At 66.9% G+C, this 26,020-nt stretch carries 21 protein-coding genes; 13 read left to right on the plus strand and 8 right to left on the minus strand.

Features of this window, described 5'->3' with window-relative positions:
• The first annotated feature begins 2 nt into the window (after positions 1-2).
• Positions 3-1,574: a dihydrolipoamide acetyltransferase family protein gene (locus tag AC1D2F_RS17840; RefSeq protein ID WP_364746555.1), complete on the plus strand. Its 1,572-nt coding sequence runs from the start codon at positions 3-5 to the stop codon at positions 1,572-1,574.
• Positions 1,575-1,687: 113 nt separating this feature from the next.
• Here the strand turns inward: AC1D2F_RS17840 and AC1D2F_RS17845 are convergent, their stop codons facing one another.
• Positions 1,688-2,026, minus strand: coding sequence for a hypothetical protein (locus AC1D2F_RS17845; RefSeq protein ID WP_364746553.1), 339 nt, complete (start codon positions 2,024-2,026; stop codon positions 1,688-1,690).
• 268 nt (positions 2,027-2,294) lie between these two features.
• On the opposite strand from AC1D2F_RS17845, the gene AC1D2F_RS17850 reads away from it, so the two are divergent.
• Positions 2,295-3,929 (plus strand): AMP-binding protein, encoded by a 1,635-nt coding sequence (locus tag AC1D2F_RS17850; RefSeq protein ID WP_476967307.1) that lies wholly within the window; start codon positions 2,295-2,297, stop codon positions 3,927-3,929.
• 4 nt (positions 3,930-3,933) lie between these two features.
• Here the strand turns inward: AC1D2F_RS17850 and AC1D2F_RS17855 are convergent, their stop codons facing one another.
• From AC1D2F_RS17855 to AC1D2F_RS17865, 3 genes are all read right to left on the minus strand, one after another.
• Positions 3,934-4,362 (minus strand): universal stress protein, encoded by a 429-nt coding sequence (locus tag AC1D2F_RS17855; protein WP_229991947.1) that lies wholly within the window; start codon positions 4,360-4,362, stop codon positions 3,934-3,936.
• A 112-nt stretch (positions 4,363-4,474) separates the two neighbouring features.
• Positions 4,475-5,767, minus strand: coding sequence for an aminotransferase-like domain-containing protein (locus AC1D2F_RS17860; protein WP_364746549.1), 1,293 nt, complete (start codon positions 5,765-5,767; stop codon positions 4,475-4,477).
• 170 nt (positions 5,768-5,937) lie between these two features.
• A complete protein-coding gene (locus AC1D2F_RS17865) occupies positions 5,938-6,501 on the minus strand; it encodes an NAD(P)H-dependent oxidoreductase (RefSeq protein ID WP_229991949.1) in 564 nt (187 codons plus the stop codon).
• Between the two features lie 126 nt (positions 6,502-6,627).
• On the opposite strand from AC1D2F_RS17865, the gene AC1D2F_RS17870 reads away from it, so the two are divergent.
• The 7 genes from AC1D2F_RS17870 to AC1D2F_RS17900 all read left to right on the plus strand — a co-directional run bounded on the left by AC1D2F_RS17870 (position 6,628) and on the right by AC1D2F_RS17900 (position 16,579).
• Positions 6,628-7,260 carry a TetR/AcrR family transcriptional regulator gene (locus AC1D2F_RS17870; RefSeq protein ID WP_229991950.1) on the plus strand — a complete coding sequence of 211 codons (633 nt, stop codon included), beginning with the start codon at positions 6,628-6,630 and terminating at the stop codon, positions 7,258-7,260.
• Between the two features lie 361 nt (positions 7,261-7,621).
• Positions 7,622-8,608 (plus strand): ABC transporter permease, encoded by a 987-nt coding sequence (locus AC1D2F_RS17875; protein WP_364746547.1) that lies wholly within the window; start codon positions 7,622-7,624, stop codon positions 8,606-8,608.
• 2 nt (positions 8,609-8,610) lie between these two features.
• On the plus strand, positions 8,611-9,675 hold the full coding sequence (locus AC1D2F_RS17880; protein ID WP_476967308.1) for an ABC transporter permease: 1,065 nt from the start codon (positions 8,611-8,613) through the stop codon (positions 9,673-9,675).
• The gene (locus tag AC1D2F_RS17885) at positions 9,672-11,840 is read left to right on the plus strand and encodes a dipeptide ABC transporter ATP-binding protein (RefSeq protein ID WP_476967309.1); all 2,169 of its coding nucleotides are present in this window, start codon (positions 9,672-9,674) and stop codon (positions 11,838-11,840) included. Before AC1D2F_RS17880 ends, AC1D2F_RS17885 begins: the two co-directional genes overlap by 4 nt.
• Positions 11,841-11,938: 98 nt before the next feature.
• Positions 11,939-13,636, plus strand: coding sequence for an ABC transporter family substrate-binding protein (locus AC1D2F_RS17890; RefSeq protein ID WP_476967310.1), 1,698 nt, complete (start codon positions 11,939-11,941; stop codon positions 13,634-13,636).
• A gap of 168 nt (positions 13,637-13,804) precedes the next feature.
• The gene (locus AC1D2F_RS17895) at positions 13,805-14,860 is read left to right on the plus strand and encodes a Gfo/Idh/MocA family protein (RefSeq protein ID WP_364746539.1); all 1,056 of its coding nucleotides are present in this window, start codon (positions 13,805-13,807) and stop codon (positions 14,858-14,860) included.
• Positions 14,861-15,067: 207 nt separating this feature from the next.
• On the plus strand, positions 15,068-16,579 hold the full coding sequence (locus tag AC1D2F_RS17900) for a S8 family serine peptidase (RefSeq protein ID WP_476967311.1): 1,512 nt from the start codon (positions 15,068-15,070) through the stop codon (positions 16,577-16,579).
• Between the two features lie 94 nt (positions 16,580-16,673).
• Here the strand turns inward: AC1D2F_RS17900 and ald are convergent, their stop codons facing one another.
• Positions 16,674-17,792: an alanine dehydrogenase gene (ald, locus tag AC1D2F_RS17905; RefSeq protein ID WP_229991960.1), complete on the minus strand. Its 1,119-nt coding sequence runs from the start codon at positions 17,790-17,792 to the stop codon at positions 16,674-16,676.
• A 243-nt stretch (positions 17,793-18,035) separates the two neighbouring features.
• Here ald and AC1D2F_RS17910 point away from each other — a divergent pair, with 243 nt between their 5' ends.
• The gene (locus AC1D2F_RS17910) at positions 18,036-19,256 is read left to right on the plus strand and encodes a PucR family transcriptional regulator (RefSeq protein WP_229991962.1); all 1,221 of its coding nucleotides are present in this window, start codon (positions 18,036-18,038) and stop codon (positions 19,254-19,256) included.
• Between the two features lie 21 nt (positions 19,257-19,277).
• Here AC1D2F_RS17910 and AC1D2F_RS17915 read toward each other — a convergent pair whose 3' ends face one another.
• The 3 genes from AC1D2F_RS17915 to ptsP form a co-directional block, all read right to left on the minus strand.
• Positions 19,278-19,526 carry a hypothetical protein gene (locus AC1D2F_RS17915; protein WP_476967312.1) on the minus strand — a complete coding sequence of 83 codons (249 nt, stop codon included), beginning with the start codon at positions 19,524-19,526 and terminating at the stop codon, positions 19,278-19,280.
• Positions 19,527-19,633: 107 nt separating this feature from the next.
• The gene (locus AC1D2F_RS17920; protein ID WP_476967313.1) at positions 19,634-20,053 is read right to left on the minus strand and encodes a helix-turn-helix domain-containing protein; all 420 of its coding nucleotides are present in this window, start codon (positions 20,051-20,053) and stop codon (positions 19,634-19,636) included.
• Between the two features lie 78 nt (positions 20,054-20,131).
• Positions 20,132-21,817 (minus strand): phosphoenolpyruvate--protein phosphotransferase, encoded by a 1,686-nt coding sequence (gene ptsP, locus AC1D2F_RS17925; RefSeq protein WP_476967314.1) that lies wholly within the window; start codon positions 21,815-21,817, stop codon positions 20,132-20,134.
• A 182-nt stretch (positions 21,818-21,999) separates the two neighbouring features.
• On the opposite strand from ptsP, the gene AC1D2F_RS17930 reads away from it, so the two are divergent.
• Genes AC1D2F_RS17930 through AC1D2F_RS17940 form a run of 3 tightly spaced genes read left to right on the plus strand, consistent with a single transcriptional unit; the run spans position 22,000 to position 25,908 of the window.
• Positions 22,000-22,719 carry a TetR/AcrR family transcriptional regulator gene (locus tag AC1D2F_RS17930; protein ID WP_229991968.1) on the plus strand — a complete coding sequence of 240 codons (720 nt, stop codon included), beginning with the start codon at positions 22,000-22,002 and terminating at the stop codon, positions 22,717-22,719.
• 58 nt (positions 22,720-22,777) lie between these two features.
• Positions 22,778-24,760: a PTS mannitol transporter subunit IICBA gene (locus AC1D2F_RS17935; protein ID WP_229991969.1), complete on the plus strand. Its 1,983-nt coding sequence runs from the start codon at positions 22,778-22,780 to the stop codon at positions 24,758-24,760.
• The gene (locus AC1D2F_RS17940; protein WP_476967315.1) at positions 24,760-25,908 is read left to right on the plus strand and encodes a mannitol-1-phosphate 5-dehydrogenase; all 1,149 of its coding nucleotides are present in this window, start codon (positions 24,760-24,762) and stop codon (positions 25,906-25,908) included. Before AC1D2F_RS17935 ends, AC1D2F_RS17940 begins: the two co-directional genes overlap by 1 nt.
• Positions 25,909-26,020 lie beyond the last annotated feature (112 nt).

The raw sequence follows: 26,020 nt of genomic DNA on the forward strand, positions 1-26,020 counted from the left end.
CCATGACGCTCAACAAGTTCAACCTCCCCGACGTCGGCGAAGGGCTAACGGAGGCAGAAATCGTCGCCTGGAAGGTCAAGCCCGGCGATACCGTGGCCATCAACGAGGTCCTGTGCGAGATCGAGACGGCCAAGTCCCTGGTGGAACTGCCCTCACCCTTCGCGGGGACCGTCACCGAACTGCTGGTTCCCGAGGGAGTCACTGTGGAGGTCGGCACGCCGATCATCAGCGTGAGCGACGCCTTCGCCGCCCCGGAGCAGGCCGCCCCGGCGCCTGCTGCCCAGGCATCTCCCGCCCCGGCGGCTCCCGCGGCGCCCATGTACGGCACGCTGCAGGCTGACACGTCCGACGCCGGCGAAGCAGCCGGGAGGCCGGCCGGCGGCCCGCTTGTGGGCTCCGGTCCCAAGGCCGACGCCGTCAAGCGCCGGCGGCGGATTTCCGCCCCGGCGGCCACTTCGGCCGGCGCCGGCGCTGCCGCCCCGGTGCTCGAGCCTAGGGCCACGCCCGCCGGGTTCCCTGGCCGAGTTAGCGAGGCCGGGGAGCGGGTGGGGGTTGAGGCCCACGACATCTGGATCAGCCCGGCCGCGGTCGGCCGCCCGGCTGCCGAGGCTGCTGGCCCGGCCGAGTCCGTTGACCCGCGCCCCACGTTGGGCGGCGCCATCAGCGGCCTGGTCGGCAAGGTGCTGGCCAAGCCGCCGGTCCGCAAGATCGCCCGGGACCTCGGGATCAACCTGGCCGACGTCGTGCCCACCGGCGCCCGCGGTGAAGTGACCCGTGAGGACCTGGTGAGCTACCAGGCCCAGCGTGACGCCGAGGTGGACAAGGCGGACTCGTTCTGGGGCAAGTCCGGCCGCCCGCAGGACCAGCGGATCGAGCGGATCCCGGTCAAGGGGGTCCGCAAGGCCACCGCGAAAGCCATGGTCGAATCGGCTTTCGCGGCGCCGCACGTCAGCATCTTTGTCGACGTCGACGCCAGCCGCACCATGGAATTCGTCAAGCGCCTGAAGGCCTCCCGCGACTTCGAAGGCATCAGGGTTTCCCCGCTGCTGATCCTGGCCAAGGCGGTCATTTGGGCCGCGGCGCGGAACCCGAGTGTCAACGCGACGTGGGTGGACAACCCGGACGGCAGCGATTCCGCGGAAATCCACGTCAAGCACTTCATGAACCTGGGCATCGCCGCCGCCACGCCCCGCGGACTGATGGTGCCGAACATCAAGAACGCCCAGGACCTCTCGCTCAAGCAGCTGGCCCTGGCCCTGAACGATCTCGCCACTACGGCGCGGGCCGGCAAGACCCAGCCCGCCCAGATGCGCGGCGGCACGCTCACCGTGACCAACATCGGCGCCCTCGGCATCGACACCGGCACGCCGATCATCAACCCGGGCGAAGTCGCGATCGTGGCGTTCGGCACCATCAAGCAAAAGCCCTGGGTCCTGGACGGCGAAGTCATTCCGCGCTGGATCACCACCCTCGGCGGCTCCTTCGACCACCGGGTGGTGGACGGTGACCTTTCAGCCCGTTTCATGGCGGACGTCGCCGCCATCCTGGAAGAGCCGGCACTACTGCTGGACTGACCCCAAAACTGCCGGAGCCCCAAACGGCCGGAAGCCCCGAAACGACGGAACCCCGCCGCTGAACTATTCAGCGGCGGGGTTCGGTCAGTATCAGGCCAATTGGCCCGGGCGGCTCAGTTTCCCGAGTACGCGGTCAGCATCTGGACCAGCGCGGGATCGCCGCTCATGCCTGCGACGGCGGCCGAGGCGGCAAACATCAGGCCCGCGAGCACCACGCTGCCTGCGCTGATCCCGGTGAGGAACTTCCAGTCCTGACGGAGCACGCTGCGCACGGTGTCGGGCATACGCAGACCCGGGGCAATCAAGTTCGGGGCGCTGTCGGTTGATCCGTCGTCCAGGAACGCGACAACGCGGCCGGTGCTGCGGTCCAGGCGCATGGCGCTGATGTGGTTGCCGTGCCGGGCCAGCAGGATGTCGTGGCCAACCAGCTGGCGGCGCTGAAGAGTGATCATGGGGCTCCCTCGGTAGGTGGGTTCTTGGATGTCCGCACCATCGCAGGGCACTTCCCATTTTATCGAGCCGGTCCGTTCCGGCAGGCCCACTGGGCGGTGAGGCTGCCCACGGGAGGGGGTGATCCTCGTCAAGTCACAGTCACGTCGGAACACAGTCAAGCCGGAACACAGCCAAGTCCGCGCCGTCCTGTCCCGGCGATGCGCCCCGGTATTAGAGTGACACCAGCCGCCGACAGCCCGGGCGGACGCGGATCAAAGGAGATGTTGCGTGTTTTCAAGCCCGTACCCCGACGTCGAAGTTCCCAGTCTCGGCATTTACGACTACCTCTTCGGCGCTCTGGCAGAGGAGGACCTGGACCGGGTCGCCATCGTCGACGGCGCCAGCGGTGCGGAGACCACGTACCGGGCGCTCCGCGGGCAAATCGATGCCCTTGCTGGCGCCGTGGCCGCCCAAGGCCTCGGGGTGCACGGCGTGGCAGCCATCCTGTGCCCCAACGTCCCCGCCTTTGCGACCGTCTTCCACGGCCTGCTCCGGGCAGGCGCCACGGTCACCACCATCAACTCGCTGTACACCGTGGACGAGATCGCCACCCAGCTCACCGACGCCGGCGCCAGCTGGCTCTTCACCGTCTCGGCGCTGCTGCCGGCCGCCCGGGAGGCGGCCGAAAGGACCGGGATCCCGGCCTCGCGGCTCGTGGTGCTCGACGGCGCCGACGGCCACCCCTCGCTGGGTGACTTGCTCGCCATGGGCGCGCCGGCGCCCCGCGTCTCGTTCGATCCGGCCACGCATGTGGCCGTGCTGCCTTACTCGTCCGGCACCACGGGCCGGCCGAAGGGCGTCATGCTCAGCCACCGAAATCTGGTCGCCAACGTGGAACAGGCCAGGGGGCTGCTCGGCGTGGTCCCCGAGGACCGGCTCCTGGCGCTGCTGCCGTTTTTCCACATCTACGGGCTGACCGTGCTGCTGAACCTCGCCCTGCGCCAGCGGGCCAGGCTCGTCACGATGCCCAGATTCGATCTGCCCGAGTTCCTGCGGATCATCCAGGATCACCGGTGCAGCTACCTGTTCATCGCCCCACCCGTGGCCGTGGCGCTCTCCAAGCACCCGCTGGTTGCCGAGTACGACCTCGGCTCGGTGCACACCGCCCTCTCGGGCGCGGCGCCGCTGGACGGAGAGCTCGGCACCCGCTTGGCCGAACGCCTCGGATGCCGGGTCCTGCAGGGCTATGGCATGACCGAGATGAGCCCGGTATCTCACCTTATTCCGCGCGAAGCGGGCGACGCCCCCGTCAGCTCCGTGGGCTACACCGTGCCGAATATGCAGTGCCGCCTCGTGGACCCGGCCACGGGGGAGGATATTCCGGTTCCCGCGGACGGCACCAGCGCGCCGGGACATCTCCTGTGCCGCGGGCCGAACGTGATGCTCGGCTATCTCAACCGGCCGCAGGAAACCGCGGACACCCTGGACGCGGACGGCTTCCTGCACACCGGGGACATCGCCACGGTGCGGGCGGACGGGGTGGTGACGATCGTGGACCGGCTCAAGGAACTGATCAAATACAACGGCTACCAGATCGCCCCGGCGGAGCTGGAGGCCCTGCTCCTCACGCACCCCGGCATTGCCGACTCCGCGGTGATCGGATCCCTCGACGCCGACGGCCAGGAAGTGCCCAAGGCGTTCGTCGTCCGCCAGCCCGGAGCGGACGGCGATGCCCTGGACGTGGCGGGCGTCATGGACTTCGTGGCGGCCAAGGTGGCGCCGTTCAAGAAGATCCGCCGCGTGGAGTTCATCGAAGCCGTGCCGAAGTCCGCGTCAGGAAAAATCCTGCGCCGGATGCTCCAGCCCGCGGAACCGGCCACTGTTCCGGCCGAGGAGCCGGCCGCGGTGCCGGAGAAGCGGTAGCGCCTTAGTCGGCGTCGGTCTTGGCGATGTAGACGTCGCAGGGGGCGTTGTGGGCCACGCTGTTCGCAACGCTCCCCAAGACCCGGCCGATCCCGCTCATGCGTCGGTTGCCAACCACAATCATCAGGGCACCGGTCCGTTCGGCTTCCCGGATCAGGGCCTCGGCGGGCTTGCCCCGGGCGGCGGCGTAGGTGACGGCGATGTCCGGGCGGCGCAGGCCGTCCGCCACCGTCCGCGCCACCGTTTCCGCGTTGCCGGCGTCGGAAACGATCCACTGGTCACTGCCGCTGCCGAAGACCTGGGTCCTGTCGCTGTCAAAGGCGCTGACCACATGAAGTGTCGCCCCCACGGAAACTGCGAGGTCGCGCGCGGTGTGCGCCGCCCGCAGGGCAGTTTCACTGCCGTCGACGCCGACAACGATAATTCCGGTCATGGACTGCTCCTCTTTCAACGAGTAATGCTGTTCAATGCGCCTGTTCGATCGGCCCTGCTGTTCGACGGCTTGCGCTGTTCATGCGCCGCAGCGAACCCTGCCGCTGTTCACGCTACAGTGCGGCCAACGCTTCCCGCAGGACCGGCGCGAGCCGCCGCACGCCCTCACGGATCGACTCGGGCGGCACCGCGCTGAACGCCAGCCGGATCTTGTTCGACGTGTCGTCCGACGAGGTGAAGGCCGCCCCCGGGATGAAGACGACGCCGGCGTCGATGGCCTTCTTCAGCAGCGGGTAGGTGTCCACGCCTTCGGGCAAGGTCACCCACACGAAAAAGCCGCCGTCGGGCTGTGTCCAGCTCAGTCCGTCCGGCATGTATTCGGCCAGGGCGGCAAGCATTGCCTCGCAGCGTTCCCTGTACAGCCCGCGGTACGTCTCGATCTGGCCGCGCCAGTCGTAGTCGCGCAGATAGGCCGATACCAGCATCTGGTTCAGGGTCGGCGGGCACAGGGTGACGGCCTCTGATGCCAGGTAATACCGGCGCTGCAGGTGGGCCGGGACGAGGGCCCAGCCGATCCGCAGGCCCGGTGCGAAGATCTTTGAAAAGGACCCCATGTAGATGACGTCATCCGGGTTGGCTGCCCGCAAAGGGGTCAGCGGCTTGCCGTCGAAGCGGAGCAGGCCGTAGGGGTTGTCCTCCAGCACCAAAATATTCGCGTTTCGGCATATATCCACCACCGCTTGCCGGCGTTCTGTGGCCAGGGTGATGCCGGACGGGTTGTTGAAGCTGGGGATGGTGTAGAGGAACTTGATGTTTCTGCCGGCGGTCTGGAGGGCGGCTATTTTCGCCTCCAGCAGGTCCGGGACGATGCCGTCGCCGTCCATCGGCACGGCTTCGACTTCCACCTGGTAGGCCTCGAACGTGTTGAGGGCGCCCACATAGGTGGGATCCTCCACGAGCACCACGTCGCCTGGGTTGCAGAAGACCTTGGTGGCCACATCCTGCGCGGACTGCGAGCCGGCGGTAATCACGATGTTCGCGGGGTCGGCGTCGAGAATTCCCTCAGCTGCCATGACCTCGCAGATCTGGGCGCGGAGTTCCTCGGTACCCTGGCCGCTGCCGTACTGCAGGGCGGTCATTCCCTGCTCGGCGATGATCTTCGCGGCGGTCTGGCCAAGGCGTTCCAGCGGCAGGGACTGCAGGTACGGGCTTCCGCCGGCGAGGGAAACGAGGCCGGGGCGCATCGAGATGTCGAAAACGTCCCGGACTGCCGACTGCTTGATATTTGCTGCGCGCTCCGAGAACAGGATCTCGTGGCGGTGGGCGGACGTAGCCGCACGTTCGATTGCGTCAATGGCCTCGGCCGGAAGTACTGCTGCGGCGGCATCAAGTGTTTCGTGGGTCACAGTCCCAAGGATACTACCCATGTTGCACGGGGGGAAACGATTGTTTTCGAACGACTGTTTCCAGGCCATCACCCGGCCTCACCCGCCGCAACTGGCCGGGATCCCCGAGGCCCCCGGCAGCTGCATGCTGCCGGGGGCCTCGGGGTGTTGTTGAGCGGAGTGCGGAAAGCCTAGGCCGCTTCTGCGGCGGGGACCTCGGCCAGCGCGTCGAACACGCCCTTGATCTGCTCGACAACTTCGGCGTCATCCTTGGGGTGGACCTCGGCGAAGCGGACCATCGAGCCGGGGACTGCCAGCTTGACGTTCTCGAGGACCTGGGCGCCGGCGATGCCGACGGCCTTGCGGGCCTCGTCCTGGGCCCAAACGCCGCCGAACTGGCCAAAGGCGGTTCCGACAACTGCGGTGGGCTTGCCGGAGAGGGCGCCGGCGCCGAACGGGCGCGACAGCCAGTCGATGGCGTTCTTCAGCGACGCCGGGACGGTGCCGTTGTGTTCCGGCGTGACCAGCAGGATGGTGTCCGCGTCGTTGGCGGCGGCACGCAGGGCGGCGGCGGCCGCGGGCACCTGGCCTTCGACGTCGATGTCCTCGTTGTAGAACGGGATGTTGCCCAGGCTCTCGTGGATGACTACGTCCACCTGTTCGGGGGCGTTGAGCGCGATGGCCTCGGCCAGCTGAAGGTTGGTGGAGCCGGCGCGAAGGCTGCCGACGAGGGTGAGGATGGTCTTCTTGGACATATGTACTCCTGTGCATCACGCCGCAGGATGGTTCCGGCGGCTGGTGGATCGTGGGGCTTTGGGGGCCTTCACCCATGCTAAACGGACTGCGGTCCGTTTATATTCCGAGGCGCTAGACTCAGCGGTGTGAGCCTCATCCCGATCCGTCCCGGCGCCCAGTCCGGGGGAGGGCGCCCCGCCGCGCCCGCCGCAGAAACCGGGCGCCGTGACGCGGCGCGCAACAGGGAACTGCTCCTCTGCGCCGCCCGGGAAATCGTTGGGGAATCCAGCGTCGACGCCCTCACCATGGACCGGCTGGCGCAGCGCGCCGGAGTTGGAAAAGGGACAGTCTTCCGGCGGTTCGGCAGCCGTGCCGGGCTGATGATGGCCCTCCTCAGCGACGCCGAGGCCGAATTCCAGGGCCGGTTCATGTTCGGTCCGCCACCGGTGGGTCCCGGCGCGCCACCCCTGGAGCGGCTGATCGCCGTAGGTGCCGCCCGCATTGCCTGGACCCTGGAGTTCGGGGAGCTGGCCAGGGCCGCCGATGCCTCGGCCTACAACAGGTTCGATGTGCCCCCAGCCGTCCTCTGGCATCGCCACCTTGAGATGCTGCTGCGCGACGCCGGCGTGACGGCGGACCCGCGGCTCATGGCGTCGGCCCTGGGGGCGGCGCTGGAGCCGGAACTGTTGCTCCACTCCGTCGGCGTGCACGGGATTGCGCCCGAGCGGCTGGCGGAAACCTGGCGGGAACTTGTCACGCGCATTGTGGGCGGACACTAGCGCGGCATTGCCAATTCCGCGAGTCCAAATCCATTCCACGGAGTTATTGATAACGATCTGCGGCGAAGCCGCCGTGTCGCGGCCGCCGGGAGCGCGGTCCGGCCCGGCAGATGTGATAGCTTCCTCTGGAATGTGACCCGCAACATAGTCCACCAGGACTCAGCCGCAAGGCCTGCGGGCGGCCGGAAACCAGCTGGCCCATGATCCCGAACCGGCGGCGGAACCCGCTGCCGGATGGGGGACTACGGAAGGACCGAAGTTGTGAATAATCTTGTCATCCCGGCAGGCAGGCCGGCTCGTGCAGCCGCCGCCTTGGCGCCCAAATCCGCTCAGGCAACGGCGATCCAGAACTAGCCGCTCCATGTTTCGATATCTCGCCAAACGTGCCATCACGTATGTCTTCATGATCTTCCTGACCACCAGTGCCGGCTATCTCCTGGCGGTGAGCACACTGCAGCCGGCGCTGCTCGAGCAGGAGCGGATTCCGCGGCCCACCCCCGAACAGGTGGTCAACTCCTTCCGGCTTAAGGGGCTCGATCCGACGCTCAACCCGTGGGAGCGCTACGTCGACTGGCTCACGGCCATTCTCACCCGCTGGGACTGGGGGCGGAGCCCCAACGGCGCCTTCATCAACGCCGAGTTCGGCGACCGCGTCTGGATCTCAACCCGGCTGTTCCTGGCCTCGATCATCCTGACCCTGGTGATCGGCGTCGCCCTCGGCGTCTACACCGCCGCCCGCCAGTACAAGGCCTCGGACAGGGTCATCACCTCGTACAGCTACCTCATGTACATCGTTCCCGCCCCGATCGCCTACTTCCTGGTGCAGCTGGGCGCCATCAACATCAACGAGACGGTCGGGGAGCGCGTCTTCTTCGTCACCGGCATCTCCACTCCGGGCCTCGACGGCGGCGGCTGGGACCAGTTCATCGACATGCTCTCCCACTACGCCGTGCCCACTTTCGCCATCACGATTGTGGGCTGGGGCGCCTACCAGATCGCCCAGCGCCAGTATCTGCTGGACAACGTCAACGCCGACTTCGTGCGGACGGCACGGGCCAAGGGCCTGACCCGCAACCAGGCCATCAGCCGCCACGCCCTGCGGGTGTCCTTCATCCCCGTGGCGCAGAGCATTGCGTTCACCATCCCGGCCATCTTTGCCGGCGGTTTCTTCGCGGAGAAGATCTTCGCCTGGCACGGCGTCGGTTCCTGGTCCATCGATTCGATCGCGCTCCAGGACGTCAACGCGGCCACCGCTACCCTCGCCTACGGCTCCGTCATCTTCGCGGTCGGGGCGATCCTCGCTGACTTCGCCACCACGCTCGTCGACCCGAGAGTGCGGGTGCAGTAATCATGACCAACCTCAACACGATTGACCCGGCCGCCGTCCTCGACGAAGGAAAGATGGAAAAAGACGACGTCGTGATCGGCAAGTCGCGGATCATCCTGCGGCGCTTCCTGCGCAACCGGACAGCCGTCGCCGGCCTGGTCATCTTCCTGACCCTGACGCTCCTGTCCTTCATCGGCGGCTTCTTCAGCAGTTGGGACAAGGAGGCCATCGACCCCTTCAACATCGGCATGCCGCCTTCCGCGGAGCATCTGCTGGGCACCTCCCAAGCCGGGATCGACCTCTACGCCCTGACCGTCGAGGGCACCAGGGTCTCCATCCTGATTGGCGTCGTCGTCGGCGTCGTCTCCGTGCTGATCGCCGCTGTCTACGGCTGCACCATGGCGTACTTCGGCCGCAAGGTGGACAAGGTCATGCTGTTCATCCTCGAAGCCCTGATCATGATGCCGGCCCTGCTGGTGGTCGCGGTGGCCACAAGCGGCGGCGCCAACGGCCTGAAGAACACCATCCCGAGCTGGCTGCTGCTGATCATCGTGCTGCTGGTCTTCAGCTGGATGGGCACCGCGCGCCTGATCAGGTCCCTGTCGCTGTCGCTCATGCAGCGTGACTTCGTCAAGGCCGCGCAGTACATGGGCATCCCGCCGCGCCGGATCGTCTGGCGGCACCTCGTGCCGAACATCGGCTCCCTGCTGGTCCTGGAAGTCACCCGCGGGGTCACCGGCGCCATCCTCGCCGAGGTCGCGTTTTCCTTTATCGGCATCGGCATCAAGGTCCCGGACGTAAGCCTGGGCGTGCTGATCGGCCAGTCCACCTCGCAGGTCTCCACCTTTCCGTGGATGTTCTGGGCTCCGTTGATCGTGATGTTCCTGCTCACCGGCTCGCTGGCGATGATGAACGATGGCCTCCGCGACGCGTTCGATCCCAGCTCCAGCTCCGTTGGCCGCGCGAAGCGAGGCAGCGCCAGTATTGGCAAGACACAGCTCGGCGAGACGCCGACTGGCGAGACGCCGACTGGCGAGACGCCGACTGGCGAGACGCCGACTGGCAAAACACAGAAGAAGAACAAATGACCAGCAATACCACCGCCAATACCATCACCCAGGGCACCGCCGAGCGCCTCCGCGTCGCGGGGCTGCATGCCCCCACCGGCGCGATTCTCTCCGTCCGGGACCTCAACGTCCGCTTCAACACCGAAAACGGTGTGGTGCACGCGGTGCGCGGCATCGACTTCGACGTGCTGCCCGGCAAGACGCTGGGCATCGTGGGCGAGTCCGGCTCCGGCAAATCGGTCACGTCCATGGCGATCATGGGCCTGCTGCCTCCGACGGCGGAAATCAGCGGTTCCGTCCGGCTCAACGGCAAGGAACTGCTGGGTCTCAGCGACAAGGCCATGTGCCAGTACCGCGGCAACGACCTCGCGATGGTGTTCCAGGACCCGCTGTCCTCCCTGACCCCTGTCTATACCGTCGGCACCCAGATTATCGAGGCCCTGACCGTCCACAACCCGACCATGAGCAAGCGGGCCAAGGAGGCCCGCGCCGTCGAACTCCTGGGGTTGGTCGGCATCCCCAGCCCGAAGGACCGGCTCAAGGCCTTCCCGCACGAGTTCTCCGGCGGCATGCGCCAGCGCGTCATGATCGCGATCGCGATCGCCAACAACCCGCGGGTTCTGATCGCCGATGAGCCGACGACGGCGCTGGACGTCACCATCCAGGCGCAGGTCCTGGAGGTGCTCCATGCCGCGCAGGAGGAGACCGGCGCCGCCGTCGTGATGATCACGCACGACCTCGGCGTGGTCGCCGGCATGGCGGACGACATCATGGTGATGTACGCCGGCAGGCCGGTGGAGACCGGCAGCGTCGACGACATCTACTACAGCCCGCGGATGCCCTACACCATGGGCCTGCTCGGGGCCGTACCGCGCGTGGACATCGCGGAAAAGACCTCACTGGTCCCGATCGACGGCATCCCCCCGAACCTCGCCCACCCGCCCACCGGCTGCTCGTTCGCGCCGCGTTGCCCGCTGGCCAGCGAGGCCTGCCTCGACGGCGAACCGGACCTTCGGACGGTGGAGCCCGGCACGGGACACAGTGCCGCGTGCATCAAGACCGAGGCACTCGCCGACGTCGACGCCCACGCCATTTTCGCCGCCCCGGCCGTGCCGGTCTCCCGCTTCGACCGCCTTCCGCGGCACGAGCGTAAGACTGTCCTGGAGCTCCGCGACGTAAAGAAGCACTTTCCCCTGATGAAGGGCGCCCTGCTCAAGCGCAGGATCGGCACGGTGAAAGCCGTGGACGGGCTGAGCTTCGATATCCGCGAAGGCGAGTGCTTCTCGATCGTGGGGGAGTCCGGCTGCGGAAAGACCACCACCCTGCTGGAAATCATGGAATTCCACAAGGACCAGGACGGCGAGGTGGTCATTGGCGGGCTGAGCAACAAGCAGTCCGCCGACGCCAGGGCCAAGGCTGGAATGCGCAGGGAACTGCAGATGGTGTTCCAGGATCCCACCGGGGCGCTGGATCCGCGCTTCACCGTCTACGAGGTCCTGGCCGAGCCGATGGAAAACCTGGGCATGCCCAAGCCGGCCATCCGGAAGCGGATCATGGAGCTCATGGAGCTGGTGGGCCTGCAGGCGGACCACGTCAACCGTTTCCCCAACCAGTTCTCCGGCGGCCAGCGCCAGCGCATCGGCATTGCCCGCGCCCTCGCCGTGAACCCCCGGCTGGTTGTCCTGGACGAACCTGTCTCCGCCCTCGACGTGTCAGTGCAGGCAGGCGTCATCAACCTCCTGGACAAGCTCCGTGCCGAACTCGGCCTGAGCTACCTCATGGTGGCGCACGATCTCTCCGTGGTCCGGCACATCTCCAACCGCGTTGCTGTCATGTACCTGGGCAAGATCGTGGAGATCGGAGACGTCGACGCCGTCTTCGACAACCCCCGCCACCCCTACACCCGGGCCCTGCTCTCCGCGATCCCGGTACCGGATCCGGAGCTGGAGCGCACCCGCGAACGGATCATCCTCCAGGGCGACCTGCCCTCACCGCTGGAGGCGCCGGCAGGCTGCAACTTCGCCACCCGCTGCCCCGTGTTTGCGGCCCTGCCGCCGGCCAGGCAGGAGAAGTGCCTGACCCTCGAGCCCGCCCTGGAACCAGCCGCCACCGACCAGCAGTTCGCCTGCTTCTACCCGGACGGCGAACTGGACGCAGACATGGTCGTTGTCCACGAAGACCACTGACTGACCCGACCAGCAGACATCCCGGCCAGCAACATCCGGACCAGCAGTCCGGCAGACCTCCCATGCATCACACTCGCACAAAAAATGAAGGGGATCTCATGAAGAATCGCACCAAAATCGGTGGCATCACCGCCGTCGTGGCGGCGCTTGCGCTGACTGCCTGCGGCAGCGGTGGCGCCTCCACCACAGCTCAGAGCGCCAAGGCACAGGATGCCTCCGGCGATCTCAGCAAGCTCATCAGCGTCAACGCCAAGAACGCCGCCGACCTGCAGCAGGGCGGCACCGTGACGCTGCCCCTGGGCAACATCGGACCGGACTTCAACGGCTTCTCCAACGCGGGCAACTCAGCGGACAACACTGAATTGCACTACCCGATCGACGAGGCCGGCTACGTCGGCTGCTGGAAGCTGGACTTCGACGGCACCGCCAGCCTCAACAAGAACTTCTGCGAAGACTTCAAGAGCGAAGTCAAAGACGGCAAGCAGACCATCACCATCAAGGTCAACCCGAAGGCCGCCTACAACGACGGCACTCCGATCAACGCCGCCACGTTCGAAAACACGTGGAAGATGCTCAACGGCCAGAACAAGGACATCGACATCGTCACGTCCGGCGCCTACGAGTTCATCGACTCCGTCAAAGCCGGAACCAGCGACAAGGAAGTCGTTGTGACCACCACGCAGCCGGTGTACCCGCTCAGCGACATCTTCGGCGGATTCATCCCGCAGACCGTCAACACCCCGGAAATCTTCAACACCGGGTTCACCGGTGAAATGCACCCCGAGTGGATGGCCGGCCCGTTCAAGGTCGACAAGTTCGACTCTGCCGCGAAGACTGTCTCCTTGGTTCCGAACGACAAGTGGTGGGGCGAGAAGGCGGTCCTGGACAAGGTGATCTTCCGCCAGCTGGAGGCAAGCGCGGAGATCGCCGCCTTCAAGAACGGCGAGGTCGACATGGCCGACGGCCGCACGCTGACCAAGTACAAGCAGCTTGAAGGCACCAAGAACTCCGAGGTCCGCCGCGGTCAGCGACTCTTCGCGGGCGGCCTGAACCTCAACGCCCTGAAGGCACCGCTCACCGACGTCGCCGTCCGCAAGGCGATCTTCACCGCCGTTGACCGTCCGGCCATCCGCGCCGTCCGTTTCGGTGGCCTGAACTGGGAGGAGAACAGCTCGGGCTCGATGATGCTGATGCCGTTCTCGAAGTACTACCAGGACAACTACCCGGTCAAGGAGACGGGCGCCGACGCGGCCAAGAAGGTTCTGACCGAGGCCGGCTACAAGGCCAACGCCAAGGGCATCATGGAAAAGGACGGCGTCCCAGCGTCGTTCAAGATCACCAACTTCGGTGACGACCCCACCGCCCTCGCCACCGTGCAGACCCTGCAGAAGCAGCTGCAGGCGGCCGGCATGGAAGTTGGCATTGACCAGCGCGGCGACGCCGACTTCGGCAAGGTGGTTGGCAGCCGCGACTTCCAGCTCACCATCAGCGGCTACTCCGTCGGCGCCGACGCCACATCTGCGGTGAAGCAGTACTACGACTCCGCCACCAACGAGAACGAACTCGGCGATGCCGAGCTGGACAAGGCCATCAAGGACCTCTCCTCCATCCAGGATGACGCCCAGCGCAACGAGGCCGCCATGGACGTCGAGAAGAAGCACATGGAAAAGTACTTCTCCATGGGCGTGGTCATGAACGGCCCGCAGATCTACTTCGCCCGCACGGGCCTGGCCAACTACGGCGCCAGCCTGTTCCAGACGCCGGACTGGAGCGTCGTCGGCTGGGACAAGAAGTAACCCCTGCTGACTAAGCAATACTGAGTAACAGTAGGCATTAACAACCAGCACGGCCGAGGCCGGCGCCTCTGGAAGCATCCGGGCGGCGCCGGCCTCGTTCGCTTGACCGGCCGCCCGCGCAGCAACCTGCCGGGTCCTGCAGGCGCGCAGGGCGGTAGCCTAGGCACCATGAGCAACGATTCAGCCAGGCCTATCCGCACCGCCGTCGCCGGTTTCGGCCTCTCGGGCAGCGTCTTCCACGCTCCCTTCATCGCCGCAAACCCTGCCTATTCGCTGGATGCCATCTCCACCTCCGACGCCGGCCGGCAGTCCGCCGCCGCGTCCAGCTACCCGGACGCCAGGCTCGTCGACACCCCGGCCGACATCCTGGAGCTCGCCGGCGGACTGGACCTGCTGGTGCTCGGCACGCCGCCCGCCACCCACTACCCGCTGGCGAAAGCGGCGCTGGAAGCCGGACTCGACGTCGTCGTCGACAAGCCGTTCGCCGTGCGCAGCGCCGAGGGGCAGGAACTCATCGACCTCGCCGCGCGGCTGGGCCGGGTGCTCACCGTGTTCCAGAACCGGCGCTGGGACGGCGACTTCCTCACCGTGAAAGCCCTCATGGACGCGGGAGCCTTCGGTACCGTGACCCGCTTTGAGTCCCGCTTCGAGCGGTGGTCACCGGACGTCCCCAAGGCGTGGAAGGCGGCCGCCACGGCGGACGACGGCGGCGGCGTGCTGTTTGACCTCGGCACCCACCTGCTGGACCAGGCCGTGCAGCTCTTCGGCCCGGCCACGGTGATCCACGCTGAACTGGCGGCCCGGCGGCCCGGCGAGAGGGCTGACGACGACGTCTTCGTGGCCCTGCGGCACAGCTCCGGGGTAACCAGCCACCTCTGGATGAACATGCTGTGCGCCCAGCAAGGTCCGCGCTACCGCATCCTGGGCAGCGAGGGCGGCTTCACCAAGCACGGCGTGGACCCGCAGGAGCCCTACATCGTGGCCGGCGGAAGCCCGCTGGACGCCGACTACGGCGTGGAAGATCCGGACTGGGCTGGGCTCCTGGGACGCGACGGGCATCTGGACCGGCTGCCCAACGAGCGCGGCGCCTACCCGGAGTTCTACCGGATCCTGGCCGCAAAGATCGCCGACGGTGGTGCCGCCTCGGCGCTGCCCGTCCCCGTCGACCCAGCGGGCCCGCTTCAGGTGCTGCAGCTGATCGAGCAGGCCCGGGAGCTGGCTTAGCCGCGGACTGGCCAAATTCATCCACCGATGAGGCTTCACAACTGTAACTTGCGTCACTATGGTCTAAGTCGTGGGTCTTCACCTATCTTGTTCGGGTGAACCCCGGAAGCGGTCTTCGGCAAAGACGCCGACGGTCGATTGGAGAGCGAATCCAGTGCGGCCGGCCGCTATCGTGTGCTGCCGCCCTGGCAGAAATGGAGCAGCACGATGCAAAAACTCAAAAGGCTCATTGCACCGCTGAGCACAGTAGGCCTTGCAGTGGGCTTGTTGGCCGGTGCGGCATATCCTGCCGCGTCAGCCGATGCCCCAACGGGCTCAATGCAGAACTACGTGGTCCTGTACAAGGCCAACAGTGTGTCGGATTCCTCGCTGAAGTCGGTCACGACAGCCGGCGGAACCGTGGTCCACAGCTATCCGGAAATCGGGGTGGCGATCGTGAAGTCGGACCGCGTCGGTTTCGGTTCCGCGCTGAAGGCCCGGGACGGGGCAGTCCAGGGCGCGGCCTCCACCGCCGCCTTTGGGGTCGCCATCGGCGACAGCGCCGCGGACAACACCGACGCCCAGGCGCCCGTCACGGCGGGCACCCCCGCCCCCGGAAGCGATAACCTGTCAGCCCTGCAGTGGGACATGGACCAGATCCAGGCACCCGCCGCCCGCACCCTCAACGGCGGAAGCGCTTCCGTGGTGGTCGGCGACATCGACACCGGCCTCGACTACACCCACCCTGACCTGGCCCCCAACGTCGACTTTGCCAAGAGTGTCTCCTGCGTCGGCGGCGTCCCTGACCAGTCCCCGTCCGCCTGGATGGACGACAACGGCCACGGCACCCACACTGCGGGGACCATCGCGGCCGCCAAGAACGGCATCGGCATGGTCGGCGTGGCGCCCAACGTGAAGATTGCCGGGATCAAGGCCGGCAACGCCGGCGGCTTCTTCTACCCCGAGGCTATCGTTTGCTCCTTCATGTGGGCAGCCGCCAAGGGGATCCAGGTCACGAACAACAGCTACTTCGCGGACCCGTATCTCTTCAACTGCAAGAACGACCCGGAGCAGCGCGCCATCTGGGAGGCCGAACGCCGTGCCATCCGCTTCGCCCAGCAGAGCGGCACCACCGTCGTTGCAGCCCAGGGTAATTTCTCGGACGACCTCGCCCACCCCTCCCGGGACGTCATGAGCCCGGACGACTCCACGCCGGTATCGCGGGAGATCACCAACGCCTGTGCCGTGGTCCCGGTCGAACTGCCGGGCGTCATCGGTGTGACTGCCAACGGCAATAAGGGCAACAAGTCCTACTATTCAAGTTACGGAGTCGGCACTGCCGATGTCGTGGCCCCCGGCGGAGACCGCCGTCTGCAGCTCACCCCCGCCGCAGTGAACGGTCGAGTCCTGTCCACCTGGCCGGCGTCCGCACCCTGCGCCGCATCGCTCAAGGTGGTCGACGCCGGTGCCGCGTACTGCTACCTGCAGGGCACCTCGATGGCCTCCCCGCACGTCGCCGGGGTTGCTGCTCTCGTGGTCAGCGGCGGTGTGAGCAACCCGGGAGCCGTTTCGGCGCGGATCACCACCACCGCCGACGGCATGGCCTGCCCCGACACCACGATGTACGCGCCGTTCCCGTCTGCGTCCAACGGTGCACCGCAGCTCTGCCAGGGCGGCACGGGCAACAACGGCTTCTACGGCAGTGGCCAGGTGAACGCCCTCCGCGCCATCGGGGGTTAAACGCAGTCGGCTGCTCCGATACCGCCGTTTTGGGGGTCCAAAAGGGCGGTTACGGGGCAGCCGATGCGGTGGCGCCTACGCGGAGACCAGCTGGTTACGCGGAGACCAGCTCGTGCCAGTCGGCGACGAGGGGCAGGTTATGCGCCTCGGAGACCGAGCGGTGCGCAACCTTGCCACCGGCGATGTTCAGGCCGGCGGCCAGGGCTGCATCGCGCTCGAACGCAGCCTTGACGCCCAGGTTCGCCAGCGAGACGGCGTAGCGCAGGGTGACGTTGGTCAGCGCGTACGTGGAGGTGTTCGGGACGGCGCCGGGCATGTTGGCGACGCAGTAGAAGATCGTGTTGTGGACCTTGTACGTCGGTTCCTGGTGCGTGGTGGGGTGGGTGTCCTCGAAGCAGCCGCCCTGGTCCACGGCGATGTCCACCAGCACGGAGCCGGGCTTCATCCGGGACACGAGCTCGTTGGTGACGAGCTTCGGGGCCTTGGCGCCGGGGATCAGGACTGAACCGATGACGAGGTCGGCGTCGACCACGGACTTCTCGATCTCGTACTTATTGGACGCGACCGTCTTCAGGCGGCCCTGGTACTGGGCGTCCAGTTCGCGGAGACGGTTGATGTTGATGTCCAGGATGGTGACGTCGGCGCCCAGGCCCAGGGCCATGGCGGCGGCGTTGGTGCCGGCAACACCGGCGCCCAGGACAACAACCTTGGCCGGACGGACGCCCGGGACGCCGCCGAGCAGCACGCCCTTGCCGCCTGCCGGGGCCATCAGGGAGGTGGCGCCCACCTGCACGGACAGCCGGCCGGCAACCTCGGACATCGGGGCCAGCAGCGGCAGGGTCCGGCCTTCCTGGACGGTCTCGTAGGCGATGGCGGTGACGCCGGAGTTGATGAGCGCCTGGGTCAGTTCCGGCTCGGCGGCCAGGTGCAGGTAAGTGAAGAGGATCAGGCCCTTGCGGAAGCGGTGGTATTCGGCCTTGACCGGTTCCTTGACCTTCATCACCATGTCGGAGCGGCCCCAGACGTCGTCGGCTTCGGCGACGATCTCGGCGCCGGCGATCGCGTATTCCTCGTCCGTGATGCCGGAGCCCAGGCCCGCGCCGCGCTCGACGAGGACCACGTGGCCGTGGGTGCGGAATTCGTGGACGCCGGCCGCGGTGATGGCGACGCGGAACTCGTTGTTCTTGATCTCTTTGGGTACGCCGATGATCATTTGATAGCTCCAGTGGGTGTAGGCCTGTGGGCCTGGATGAGCGGGGGATTCGTACTTCCAGAATAAATCCCGCTGTGAGGCACGCGACAGGTGCCGCTACCGGGCGCCGGGCACTGGCCGCGTTATTCCGGGGTTTTTCAAATCCGGGGATAGACATTTGTCGAGGTGGCGGGCGTCAGGTGTCGGCTCGTGTCCGTGCGGATGCATTCGCAGTGCGGCCGGCCGGGGCAGTAGTCTGGCAGGATGCAGCAGCAGGACGTGGAGCAGCTCGTGGAGCAGGTGGCGCAGCGGCTGGGCCGCGGTCTCTCCCTCGAGGACCTCGACGGGTTGCTCCTCGCCTACAGCTCGAACCAATCGCATGCGGACCGCGTCCGGGTGAACTTCCTGCTCAGCAAGCGGGTCCCCGTGGACGTCATCGCATGGCAGCTCTCCCACGGGATTGCGACGGCGGTCCGGCCGGTCGTCGTGCCGGCCAACGAAGATCTCGGCATGCTGGGCCGCGTGTGCGTGCCGCTGCTGGTGCGCGGCTTCCGGGTGGGGTACCTGTGGGTCCAGCTCGACGCCGAGGAACCAAGTGCCGCGACCGTCCTCACCCAGCTGCAGGACGTGGCGCCGGAGCTGGAGCAGCTGTCCTCCCTGCTGCTGGATTCCAACACGGCTGAGTCCGAGTTCCGCCGCCGCCGTGAGCAGGAGTTCCTGGCCGCCTGCGCCGGCGAGGCCAACGCGGCGGCGGCCGTGGCGGGCTGGAAAGAGGTCCAGGGCAAGGGGCCCTGGCAGCTGGTGACCGTCCTGGACGCGGACGGCTGGGCCGGGGGCTCGGATCCCTTCGCCGACACACTCATTCACCGCTCCGCGGCGCTGCAGGCCACTATCGGCGTGGACGCCGCCCTGTTCAGCGCCGGTACCGAGACCCACGCGGTGGTGCTCTTCAAGGAATCCACAGGACGCGCGGACCACGCCCAGGTGCTGGTCCACTACCAGCTGGAACTCGCCAAACGTTCCGGGCGCACGGTCCGGCGGATCATCCTGGGTACGAGCGAGGGATTTGCCAAGCCGCGGGAACTCGCCGAGGCCTACCGGCAGTCACGGCAGGCGGCCCAGGCCGCGGCAGTGGATCCGCAGCTGGGCGAGCTTGTCGACTGCCGGGCCACCGGCGTCTACCAGCTGCTGGCCTCGGCCGGCGGCGGCGCGGGGGCCTGGGCGGACGCGGGATCGGTGTATTTCCGCATCCTCGAGGACCATGACCGCAACCGCGAGCTGCTGCCGGTGCTGGAGCTGTTCTACGACAACGACGGTTCGGTCCAGGAAGTCGCGGCCAAGCTGCACCTGCACCGGAGCAGCATTTACAACCGGCTGGGCCGGATCCGCCAGCTGCTGGGCGTGGACCCGTTGAAGGGAATGGTGCGGTTGGAACTGCATGCTGCGCTCAAGGCGCGGCGCTGGGCGGGCCGGCCCAGAATCTAGCGGCGCGCTGTAGCCCTCGGGTCAGCCCTCGCGCTTGGAGGAATCGTCGAGGGCCAGTTTCGCGTCCTGGCCGGCGTCGGGACCGGTCTTGCGGACGGCGCTGCGGTGGCGGGAAATCCGGCTGTCCACCCAGAGTGACACCGCAACGAAAGCGACGCCGCTGGCCAAATAAGTGGCGGTGTTGTTCAGGCCCATCGCGGTTCCGAGGATGCCAGCGAGCAGCATGGCGGCGATCCCTGCCATGATGTGCCACCCTCTGAATTTACCCACAATTCAAGCGTAACCCGCGGCATATAAGTGTTTCCGCCCAGAAGCGGGATCGTTGCTTGATCCTTATCACCGCTTCATGAAGCATCCGTTCATGAAGCATCTGTTCCTTAAACACCGGCGCCCTCGCCATCATGGCCGGCCGGTGTCCCGGCGTCCGTACTATTCTTCTTCTGCGTTTCCAGCCACGCCATGATGTCGGCCAGCCGGATCCGTCGGTGCGTTCCGCGGTATTCGACGGGGATCTCGCCGCGATCGGTCATGTTCCGCAGGTACGTGTGCGAGATCCCCGCAAGCTCCGCGGCCCGGGACGTCGTCAGCATCTCCTCGACGCTGCTGACGGTCACGGACTCGCCGCGGCTGAAGCGGCCCAGCAAATCAACGACGGCGTCCCGCGCCGCGGGCGGCAGCCGGTGGACGGTGCCGTCGACGAACACCGTGATGTCGTCGCTGCCGTCGAGGGCGTACCGGAGTTTCTGCGCGTCCTCGGCCGGGAGGCTGGCCGTCACCCGGGGAGCTATCAGTGCCATGAGTGCATCCTAGCGGCTGCATCGCAGCGGATGGGCCCGCCGGTGGGCCCACCCGCGGCCCCTCCTGCGGACCAGCGGTTACAGCCCAAGGTCCTCCAGGACCGGCAGTTTTGCCCGGACCCATGCCCGGGCCTCGGTTGCGCTCGGCGCCGACAAGGCCAGCTTGGCCAGCTCCTGCGTTTCGGCCAAGGTGACGGTCTGCAGCACGGCGGCGACGGCCGCGATGGACCGCGCGGTCATGGACAGTGTGGTGACGCCCAGCCCCGTGAGGACGACGGCGAGGGCCGGGTCCGCGGCGGCCTCGCCACACACGCCCACCGGCTTGTTGTGCCCCTCGGCCGCCGAACCCTCCACTGTCAGGCCCACGAGCCGCAGCACGGCCGGCTGCCACGGGGTGTTCAGGGCGGCCAGGGGGCCGAGCTGGCGGTCGGCGGCCATGGCGTACTGGGTGAGGTCGTTGGTGCCCAGGCTTGCGAAGCCGACTTCGCGGAGGATGGCCTCTGCCGTCAGGGCGGCCGAGGGGACCTCCACCATGACGCCGGGGGTCCTGATCCCTGCCGTGGCGCACAGCGAGGCAAAACGGGCCGCCTCCTCCGCGGTGGAAATCATCGGGGCCATCACCCAGACATCGGCCTCGGACGCCTTCTCGGCCTGCGCAATCGCCTGCAGCTGGCGCTCGAGGACCCCGGGCGTGGTGAAATCGGTCCGGTAGCCGCGGACACCCAGGGCGGGGTTGGGCTCGGTGGCGTCGGTCAGGAACGGCAGCGGCTTGTCCGCGCCGGCGTCGAGCGTGCGGAGCACCACTTTCTTGCCTGGGAAGGCGTCGAAGACGCCCTTGTAGGCGGCGGCCTGTTCCTCCACGGTCGGTTCGGTGTCCCGCTCGAGGAAACAGAACTCGGTCCGGAACAAACCCACTCCCTGGGCGTTCAGGCCGGCCGCGACCACGGCGTCCTTGGCGCCGCCGACGTTGGCGAGGAGCGGAACGAGGTGGCCGTCCGACGTCGTGCCCGTCCCGTCAAAAGCGGACAGCAGCGACGCCGTGGCGGCCCAGTGGGCTGCTGCCGCCCGCTGGGACTCATCCGGGTTCGCGGTGATGAGGCCGGCCGCGCCGTCCACGTACACCTCCGTGCCGTCGGCGAGTTCGTCGACCCCGACGGCGGCGACCACGGCCGGCAGGCCGAGCGAGCGGGCAATGATCGCGGTGTGGGACTGCGGTCCGCCGCCGGCGGTGACCAGGGCCAGGACCTTTTCCGGATCCAGGGTGGCGGTGTCGGCCGGGGCCAGGTCCTCGGCGATGAGGATGAACGGAGCGGAGGACACGGGAATTCCCGGCGCGGGAACTCCGCGCAGTTCCGCCACGATCCGGGACCGGACATCCAGGACGTCCGTGGCGCGCTCGGCCATGTAGCCGCCGAGGTTGTGCAGCATTTCCGAGACGGAGGCGCCGGCTTCCCAGATCGCCCGCTGCCCGGACGTGCCGCGGACGATCAGTTTGGCGGCGGATTTGAGCAGCATGGTGTCGGTGGCCATGAGGGCCGTGGCCTCGAGGACGGCCTTGCCGTCGCCGGTGACGGTCTCGGAGCGGGCCTTGAGTTCGTCGTGGACGGATTTCGCCGCGGCCTTCAGTGCCGCCGTCGCGTCTTCCGCCGTGACGCCGGCGGGAAGCTGCTCTCCGGCGGGCGGTTCGCTGATCGGTTTGGGCATCTGCCGGATGGTGCCGATGATGCGGCCGGGGCTAACGCCTACTCCTGGGAAGTTCTGCACTGAAGGTCCTCATTCTCTGTCGTAGGCCAGTGGCCACTAAGCCGGTAAACCAGGTGCCGCTGACCCTGGGGATCATTTGTGCCTGCGGCTGACGGCTACGTCAACGGGCGGGCCACGGCACCTGCAAAAATTGTATGTGATGCAGTTCATATAGCGTTGCTATAGGTGCTAGGGTAGCGGTTATGAGTATCGATGGCCAGCTACCACCCAAGGCCCGGCTGCTGCGCGCGGCCGCCGAGCTGCTGGCCAACTCAGGCGGATCCGCAGTCTCGACCCGCCAGATCACACAGCTGGCCGGTGTTACGGCACCGACCCTGTACCACCACTTTGGTGACAAGGAAGGGCTGTTCGACGCCGTCGTCGCAGCAGGTTTTGACGAATATGTCGCGGGCGAACGTGACTTCGCGCCCTCTGGCCAGCCGCTGGAGGACATCCGCCGGATGTGGGACAACCACGTCCAGTTCGGGCTGAAACAGCCGGAACTGTACCTCGTCATGTTTGGCAATATCCGCCCTGAGAGCCGTCCGGCGATCGTCGCCGATGCCGAGGCCCTCATGGAGGAGATGCTCAACAAGGCGGCAGTCTCCGGCCAGCTCAACGTCCCGCCCAAAGAGGCGGCCAGGTCCATCCTGGCGGCCAACGTGGGCGTGACCCTCATGCTGATCGCGGAAAAGGTGCCGGAGCGCAACCTCGAGCTCTCCTCCATGACCCGCGACGCCATGATCTTTGCGGTTTCCACCGAGCAGGCCCGGGACAACGGCTCTGTTGACAGCGGAAAATCCTCAGTGGTTGTGGCGGCCATCGCATTGAACGCAGCACTCCAGGCGTCCCACTCGGACCAGCTCTCCAGCTCAGAACTCAAGCTCTTCCTCGAATGGCTCCACCGGATCTCCACCAGCTAGCTCGGCGAAATTATCGGACCATCCTGCAAAGCAGCGGGAACGACGGTTAGGAATTCACATGGCAACAGAGACAGTTGCGAAACCACGCACCAGCGTGCGGGTACACGTCCAGAAATTCGGGACGTTCCTCTCAGGAATGATCATGCCCAACATCGCCGCCTTCATCGCCTGGGGCTTCATCACGGCACTGTTCATCCCGGCGGGCTTCTTCCCCAATGCGGAGCTCGGCAAGCTTGTGGGGCCGATGATCACGTACATGCTCCCGCTCCTGATCGGCTACACGGGCGGCCGGATGGTCTACGGCGTGCGCGGCGGCGTGGTGGGTGCGGTGGCCACCATGGGCGTCATCGTCGGTACCGACATCCCGATGTTCATCGGCGCCATGATTCTTGGCCCGCTCACCGCCTGGATCATGATGAAGCTGGACAAGATCTGGGAAGGCCGCGTGAAGCCCGGCTTCGAAATGCTGATCGACAACTTCTCGGCAGGCATCCTTGCCGCCGCCATGGCGGTCGTCGGCATGCTGGTGGTCGGCCCGGTGGTGAAGGCATTCAGCAATGGTGCCAGCGCCGTGGTCGAATTCCTCGTCCTCAACGGCCTCCTGCCGTTCACGAGCATCTTCATCGAGCCCGCGAAGGTCCTGTTCCTCAACAACGCCGTCAACCACGGCATCCTCACCCCGCTGGGCACGCAGCAGGCACTCGAGCAGGGCAAGTCCATCCTGTTCCTGCTCGAAGCCAACCCCGGTCCGGGCTTCGGCATCCTGCTCGCCTTTTCAATCTTCGGCAAGGGTCTGGCCAAGGCGTCCGCGCCGGGCGCGGCGGTCATCCAGTTCGTCGGCGGCATCCATGAGATCTACTTCCCGTACGTCCTGATGAAGCCGATGACGATCTTCGCAGCAATCGGCGGCGGCATGACCGGCATCTTCACGCTCGTGGTCACCGGCGCCGGACTCCGGTCCCCGGCAGCCCCGGGCAGCATTATCGCGGTCTACGCCTCAACAGCCCGCGACAGCTACGTCGGCGTGACGCTCTCCGTGCTGTTCGCCACCACGGTGTCCTTCCTCATCGCCTCGGTGATCCTGAAGGCCAGCAAGGCGCCCGCGGAAGACGACCTCGACCAGGCCACGCACCGGATGGAGGCCCTGAAGGGCAAGAAGAGCTCGGTTTCCGCGGCCCTGATCGGTGAGGGCGTGGGTGCCAGCGGCGTCGCTGTCCTCGCAACCCCGATCAAGAACATCGTCTTTGCGTGCGACGCCGGCATGGGCTCCAGTGCGATGGGCGCCTCGGTGCTCCGCAACAAGATCAAGGCCGCCGGTTTCCCGGACGTCAAGGTCACGAACTCCGCCATCGCCAACCTCACCGACACGTACGACGTCGTCATTACCCACCAGGACCTGACCGAGCGGGCCAAGCCCGCGACCGCCAGCGCCGTGCATGTCTCCGTGGACAACTTCATGAACAGCCCGCGGTACGACGAGATCGTGGAGTTGGTCGAGGCAAGCAACACGAGCGGCGAAGCGGCCCCGGCCGGCGCCCCGGCCCCTGCTGCCGCCGTCGAAACGCCGGAAACCCCCGCAGGGGCCGAGCCGGACGCCGAGACGGGTCCCGCAGGCATCCTGGTGGCCGAAAGCGTGGTCCTCAACGGCACCGCCACCACGCGGGACGCCGCGATCGACGAGGCCGGGCAGCTCCTGCTGGACCGCGGCGCCGTCGACTCCGGTTATGTGGACGCCATGCACGAACGGGAGGAATCCGTCTCCACCTACATGGGCAGCTTCCTTGCGATCCCGCACGGCACCAACGCCGCGAAGGACCACATCATGAAGTCCGCGGTGTCGGTGATCCGCTACCCGAACGGCATTGATTGGAACGGCAAGGAAGTGAAGTTCGTGGTCGGCGTGGCCGGCGTCAACAACGAACACCTGCACATCCTGTCCTCGATCGCCAAGGTCTTCACCAACAAGGCCCAGGTGGCCCAGCTTGAGGCGGCCACCACGGTTGACGAAGTGCTGGCCCTCTTTGGAAAGGTCAACGACTAGTGAAGGCTGTTCATTTCGGAGCCGGAAACATCGGGCGCGGATTCGTGGGCCTGCTGCTGCACGAGGCCGGGTATGAGGTGGTGTTCGCCGATGTCGCGGACGCCCTCATCACCGAGCTGGCCGCCGCGGACAGCTACCAGGTCCACGAAGTGGGAGAGAATCCCGCCGTCCGTACCGTCGATAACTTCCGTGCGCTGAACTCCGGCATCCAGGAAGCCGCCGTCGTCGCCGAAATCGCCACGGCGGACATCGTCACCACCGCCGTCGGGCCGCACATCCTGAAGTTTGTGGCGCCTGCGATCGCCAAGGGGATCGCGGCCCGCGCCCCCGGGCTGGCGCCGCTGCAGGTGATGGCGTGCGAGAACGCGATCAACGCGACCGACATCCTCAAGTCCGAAGTTGCTGCCCAGTGGGATCCGGCTGCCGGGTCCCTGGACGCTGCCGCCGTGTTTGCCAACACGGCGGTGGACCGGATTGTGCCCAACCAGGAAGCCGGGCAGGGCCTGGACGTCACGGTGGAGACGTTCTATGAATGGGTGATCGACCGTACGCCGTTCGCCGGGAAGGAACCGGTGATACCGGGCGCGACCTTCGTGGACGATCTGGAGCCGTACATCGAGCGGAAGCTGTTCACCGTCAACACGGGGCACGCGGCTGCAGCCTACTTCGGTTTCGAGGCCGGCCTGGGCAAGATTTCCGAGGCCATGGCCGATCAGGACGTCGCAGCCGACGTGCGCGCCGTCCTGGACGAAACCAAGGAGCTGCTGGTGGCCAAGCACGGCTTCAACCGCGGGGATCAGGAGGCGTACGTGGAGAAGATCCTGGGCCGCTTCTCCAACCCGCACCTGCCGGACACCGTCAACCGGGTGGGCCGCGCCCCGCTGCGCAAACTCAGCCGGCACGAACGCTTCATCGGCCCCGCTGCCGAGCTGGCCGAACGCGGAATTGTCCCCGAAGCGCTGCTCGGGGCGATTGCTGCGGCCCTGCGCTTCAACGATCCGGCCGACGCCGAGGCCGTGGAGCTGGCGAAAATCCTCTCCGCGTCCACGCCGGACGAGGCCACGGAGACGATCACCGGCCTGGCAGCGGACCATCCGCTCTTCGCCGCTGTCTCCTCCCTTATCGAGGAGGCCAAGGCCGTCGTCTGATCAACGCCCTAGCTGGGCCGACGCCGGAACTCACGTGAGTTCCGGCGTCGGCGTGTTTTCCGTTGCCCTATCACTTATGGTTCCCATTCGCCGGTTTTAACGACCAAGAGTG

It is taken from the genome of Arthrobacter sp. P1_B3 (assembly GCF_056406615.1).

What these genes read in the sequence shown, in the direction of transcription:
- AC1D2F_RS17840 (WP_364746555.1), top strand. Translation starts at nt 3, where the DNA reads ATGACGCTCAACAAGTTCAACCTCCCCGACGTCGGCGAAGGGCTAACG.
- AC1D2F_RS17845 (WP_364746553.1), bottom strand. Translation starts at nt 2,026, where the DNA reads ATGATCACTCTTCAGCGCCGCCAGCTGGTTGGCCACGACATCCTGCTG.
- AC1D2F_RS17855 (WP_229991947.1), bottom strand. Translation starts at nt 4,362, where the DNA reads ATGACCGGAATTATCGTTGTCGGCGTCGACGGCAGTGAAACTGCCCTG.
- AC1D2F_RS17865 (WP_229991949.1), bottom strand. Translation starts at nt 6,501, where the DNA reads ATGTCCAAGAAGACCATCCTCACCCTCGTCGGCAGCCTTCGCGCCGGC.
- AC1D2F_RS17875 (WP_364746547.1), top strand. Translation starts at nt 7,622, where the DNA reads ATGTTTCGATATCTCGCCAAACGTGCCATCACGTATGTCTTCATGATC.
- AC1D2F_RS17880 (WP_476967308.1), top strand. Translation starts at nt 8,611, where the DNA reads ATGACCAACCTCAACACGATTGACCCGGCCGCCGTCCTCGACGAAGGA.
- AC1D2F_RS17885 (WP_476967309.1), top strand. Translation starts at nt 9,672, where the DNA reads ATGACCAGCAATACCACCGCCAATACCATCACCCAGGGCACCGCCGAG.
- AC1D2F_RS17890 (WP_476967310.1), top strand. Translation starts at nt 11,939, where the DNA reads ATGAAGAATCGCACCAAAATCGGTGGCATCACCGCCGTCGTGGCGGCG.
- AC1D2F_RS17895 (WP_364746539.1), top strand. Translation starts at nt 13,805, where the DNA reads ATGAGCAACGATTCAGCCAGGCCTATCCGCACCGCCGTCGCCGGTTTC.
- AC1D2F_RS17900 (WP_476967311.1), top strand. Translation starts at nt 15,068, where the DNA reads ATGCAAAAACTCAAAAGGCTCATTGCACCGCTGAGCACAGTAGGCCTT.
- ald (WP_229991960.1), bottom strand. Translation starts at nt 17,792, where the DNA reads ATGATCATCGGCGTACCCAAAGAGATCAAGAACAACGAGTTCCGCGTC.
- AC1D2F_RS17910 (WP_229991962.1), top strand. Translation starts at nt 18,036, where the DNA reads ATGCAGCAGCAGGACGTGGAGCAGCTCGTGGAGCAGGTGGCGCAGCGG.
- AC1D2F_RS17920 (WP_476967313.1), bottom strand. Translation starts at nt 20,053, where the DNA reads ATGGCACTGATAGCTCCCCGGGTGACGGCCAGCCTCCCGGCCGAGGAC.
- AC1D2F_RS17930 (WP_229991968.1), top strand. Translation starts at nt 22,000, where the DNA reads ATGAGTATCGATGGCCAGCTACCACCCAAGGCCCGGCTGCTGCGCGCG.
- AC1D2F_RS17935 (WP_229991969.1), top strand. Translation starts at nt 22,778, where the DNA reads ATGGCAACAGAGACAGTTGCGAAACCACGCACCAGCGTGCGGGTACAC.